Raw genomic sequence first — 3,473 nt, 5'->3', positions numbered from 1 at the left:
GGCATTGCAGGCTCGTATTGGTGTTGTGTGAGAACTCCAACAATACGGGCCTGTTCTCATAGGGATCAATAGGTTACGTCGAAACGGGAACAGACCCTAGCGATTATTGCGAGCAGGTGCTGACATCAATGGCTTGCTCCCTCACAATCACGCCGTCTCGCCAAGCCGCCTTGAACCGCAGCATGGCCCTGAAATTCGTTTGAGGAACCCGGCATGAATACACTTGAGTGGAACGAGGCTGCGCTGGCGAAATACCTCGCGACCCATCCGACCCTGAAAGATGAAATCAGCGAGCTGAGCCCCAAAGAGCAAAAGCAGCAACTGCAGTGGGCATTCGAGGACGAGGCCGAGGGTCAAGGCATCGAGCCTTGGGAGCTGGCGCTGGAGTTGATTGCAGAATCGCCGGAGCAGCTGAAAAGCATGCGTCTGGAAGCTCACGCGCAGGTGGCGGAAGCACTGGGTATGGAATGGGAAGAATATTGCGCGTTCAATGAAATCCAGCCATGAACGTGACGGCTGTCTCGGTCGAATCGGTCATTTGACAGCAAGCTGTTGCGTGACCACTCAGTCATCGCTTTACCTGCTCTGTGCGGGTGAGTAACGTCTGCTCACTTCAATAAAGGAATCACGTCATGAGTGATCTGGTCTCGTACCATCTGGACGACGGCGTCGCTACGCTGACCCTGAACAACGGCAAGGTCAATGCCATTTCCCCGGACGTGATTATTGCGTTCAATGCCGCACTGGATCAGGCCGAAAAGGATCGCGCCATCGTGATCGTGACGGGGCAGCCCGGCATTCTCTCGGGCGGTTACGACCTCAAGGTCATGACCTCAAGTGCCGAAGCGGCCATCAACCTGGTTGCTCAGGGCTCCACCCTGGCGCGGCGCATGCTGTCGCACCCCTTCCCGATCATCGTCGCCTGCCCAGGCCATGCCGTTGCCAAGGGCGCTTTTTTGCTGCTGTCAGCCGATTATCGAATCGGTGTGGCGGGCCCGTTCAGCATCGGGCTCAACGAAGTTCAGATCGGCATGACCATGCACCATGCCGGTATCGAACTGGCCCGCGATCGACTGCGTAAATCCGCATTCAATCGCTCGGTGATCAACGCCGAAATGTTCGACCCCGAGGGCGCGATGGCCGCGGGCTTTCTGGACAAGGTGGTCAGCGTCGAAGAACTGCAGGGTGCCGCGCTTGCCGTCGCGGCACAGTTGAAGAAAATCAACATGAACGCGCACAAGAAAACCAAGCTCAAGGTCAGAAAAGGTCTGCTCGACATCCTTGATGCGGCCATTGAGCAAGACCGCCAACACATGCTTTGATACCCGCCGGAGGCCCGCTGGTACGGGCTTTTGTTTATCGGCGAACTCATACGCATTTGATCGATCTGATCAGCTACCGCGCATGATTTTCTGCGCCACTGACATAGTGAAGAAGCGATAGCACCATGGGTCGAGTTGTTGCAGCAGCGGTTTACACCAAAGGCAAAAAAGTCCGCGACATTACCCTTGATGAAGGCGCTGCCTGGGCCGCAAAGCCCGAGCACTTTGTCTGGATCGGGCTGGAGCAACCCAGCGCCGATGAGCTGACCAGCCTCAAGGAGCAGTTCAACCTGCATGAACTGGCCCTTGAAGACGCGATGGAAGTCCACAGTCGCCCCAAGCTCGAAACCTTCGGCGATGCGCTGTTTATCGTGACCTACGCGCCGGTGCGCGATAACGGCAAACTGGTGTTCATCGAAACCCATATCTTTGCGGGCAAGGGTTACGTCATCACCTCGCGCAATGGCCATTCAAAGTCTTACGGGCTGGTGCGTCAGCGCTGCGAAGCGCGGCCTTTGCTGCTGGAACACGGCGAAGACTTCGTGCTTTACGCCCTTCTGGATTTCGTTACCGAGAACTATCAGCCGGTGACCGAAGCCATTCACACCGAGCTTGAGCTGCTGGAGCAGAGTGTCATCGGCGGTTCACTGCGCGAGTCTGATATCCAGCATATTCATGCACTGCGTCGCGATCTGTTGCGAATGCGCCGTTACGTGGCACCGATGGTGGAAGTGGGCGAAGAGCTGCAGCGACTCAGTTTTCCGTTTATCGACAAGAACATGCGCCCCTACTTCCGTGACGTGGAAATTCACGTGAAGCGGCAGATGGAAGACCTGGGCAACCTGTGTGACATCGCCAGCCAGACCATCGAAATAGGCCTGCTGCTGGAGTCCTCGCGACAAAGTATCGTGCAGCGCAAGTTTGCCGGATGGGCCGCCATTCTGGCGTTCCCGACGGCGATTGCCGGCATCTATGGCATGAACTTCGAGAACATGCCCGAGCTCAAGTGGCACTACGGCTACTTCATCGTGCTGGGCGTGATCGTTGGCGGCTGTACGGCACTGTTTGCCAGCTTCAAGCGCTCTGGCTGGCTGTAGCCGCCCCGCTACCTTTCAGAAAATCGGTCGGGCGCATGACGATAAGCCATGCGCCTGGATCAGGCTGATTGATTGTCCGGCTTGTGCGCCACGAAGCGCATCATCCATTCCGCCACTGTAGCGCCGTGGTGGTCATGATCGAGGCTGGCGACACCCTGCTTGTAAACCTGCTCGCCGAGCGCCTCCTGGCGAAGATCAAGTAGTTTCCGTGAAAAATCATGGATAAATTCAGGGTGGCCCTGAAAGCACAGCACCTGATCATTGATGTGGTAAGCCGCGAACGGACAAAACTCGCTGGAAGCGATTACCGTTGCCTGCTCAGGCAGCGCGGTGACCTGATCCTGATGGCTGATCAATAGTGTGAGGTTGTCCATAGCCGGGGTCATCCACGGTCTGGCCGGGGCCAACTGGTAATGATGAATGCCAACTCCCCAGCCTTGCGCCGCACGCTCGGTCTTGCCGCCCAGCAGCAAAGCCAGCAACTGGTGGCCAAAGCAGATACCCAACAGCTTTTCGCCACGCTGGTACAGCTCCAGCAGGTAGACCTTCAGCGTCCGAATCCAGGGATCGGTGCCAAACGAATCGGCCTTGCTGCCCGTCACAAGATAAGCGTCGAATTTTTCGCCCTCGGGCGGATAAACTCCCTGCACCACGTTGTATACCGACAGCTCTGCAGCAATCGGCTGACGCGCGAACAGCAGTTCAAACATTCGACCGTACCCATGATATTGCTTGACCAGCTCCGCGCGCAGATTGTCGGTTTCCAGAATACAGATGCGTAAAGGCATAAATGGGACCCTGAAGCGGTAATAAGACGGTGGTTCAGAAGCAAAGCCTGCCTTGAAGACCTTATCAAATCAAGCAGCGGCCCGTTTCGCATGCTTGTCGCAATCCAGGCGCAGAAAAAATCTGACTCGGACGAACGGTAGAGAGCCAGGGATTTTGATCGAAGTGTCTAGTGTACTGTTTTCGAAAAAATCAGCCACCAACTAACGGAAAATTCAAATCTTATCAATAGCTTAGCTTGCAGGTTATGGGTAACTTATTTCGAAAA

Annotated in this window: 4 protein-coding genes; 3 read left to right on the top strand and 1 reads right to left on the bottom strand. The window is 55.9% G+C overall.

The window, feature by feature from the left end; all coding sequences use genetic code 11:
* Positions 1-213: 213 nt before the first annotated feature.
* From DW49_RS0119740 to DW49_RS0119730, 3 genes are all read left to right on the top strand, one after another.
* Positions 214-507 (top strand): DUF6388 family protein, encoded by a 294-nt coding sequence (locus tag DW49_RS0119740; protein WP_005617014.1) that lies wholly within the window; start codon positions 214-216, stop codon positions 505-507.
* 125 nt (positions 508-632) lie between these two features.
* Positions 633-1,322, top strand: a complete 690-nt coding sequence (locus tag DW49_RS0119735; protein ID WP_005617013.1) for a crotonase/enoyl-CoA hydratase family protein — start codon at positions 633-635, stop codon at positions 1,320-1,322.
* A 125-nt stretch (positions 1,323-1,447) separates the two neighbouring features.
* Positions 1,448-2,419, top strand: a complete 972-nt coding sequence (locus tag DW49_RS0119730; protein WP_005617011.1) for a magnesium and cobalt transport protein CorA — start codon at positions 1,448-1,450, stop codon at positions 2,417-2,419.
* A 59-nt stretch (positions 2,420-2,478) separates the two neighbouring features.
* Here DW49_RS0119730 and DW49_RS0119725 read toward each other — a convergent pair whose 3' ends face one another.
* Complete coding sequence (locus tag DW49_RS0119725) at positions 2,479-3,207, bottom strand: amidotransferase (RefSeq protein WP_005617008.1); 729 nt, start codon at positions 3,205-3,207, stop codon at positions 2,479-2,481.
* Positions 3,208-3,473: the final 266 nt, after the last annotated feature.

Source organism: Pseudomonas avellanae BPIC 631, from assembly GCF_000444135.1.
Classification (GTDB): domain Bacteria; phylum Pseudomonadota; class Gammaproteobacteria; order Pseudomonadales; family Pseudomonadaceae; genus Aquipseudomonas; species Aquipseudomonas avellanae.
This window is presented reverse-complemented; position numbering and strand designations above follow the sequence as displayed.